We start from the raw sequence: 538 nt of genomic DNA, 5'->3' as shown, positions 1-538 counted from the left end.
CCTTAGCTTTGATGAGTTACAGGCTTTAACAGGTGCAACTTTGATTGATGCGACTCAAGGATAAGGACGTAGGGAAATGACATTAAAAAACGCTTATATCATCGATGCCATCCGTACTCCATTCGGCCGTTATGCCGGTGGCCTTGCGCCTGTCCGTGCCGATGACCTCGGCGCTGTACCGATTAAAGCACTCATGCAGCGTAACCCGAATGTAGATTGGGAACAGGTCGATGATGTAATTTATGGCTGTGCCAATCAAGCCGGTGAAGACAACCGTAATGTCGGTCGTATGTCAGCACTGCTTGCAGGTTTACCGTATCAGGTGCCAGCAACCACCATTAACCGTTTGTGTGGTTCATCCTTAGATGCGATTGCCATTGCTGCCCGTGCTATTAAAGCAGGTGAAGCAAATCTAGTAATTGCAGGTGGTGTAGAGAGCATGAGCCGTGCACCCTATGTGATGGGTAAGTCAGACAGTGCTTTTGGCCGTAGCCAGAAGATTGAAGACACCACCATGGGCTGGCGTTTTATTAATCCT

General features: G+C 48.7%; 1 protein-coding gene and 1 pseudogene. Both read left to right on the top strand.

The window, feature by feature from the left end; all coding sequences use genetic code 11:
* A pseudogene (locus FY048_RS18965) lies at nucleotides 1-64 on the top strand (3-oxoadipate CoA-transferase); the annotation flags it as partial.
* 12 nt (nucleotides 65-76) lie between these two features.
* Nucleotides 77-538 (top strand): thiolase family protein (locus FY048_RS18960; RefSeq protein ID WP_075880450.1); only part of this gene is annotated, 462 nt, incomplete at its 3' end.

Source organism: Acinetobacter sp. 1124_18A (genome assembly GCF_052824995.1).
This window is presented reverse-complemented; position numbering and strand designations above follow the sequence as displayed.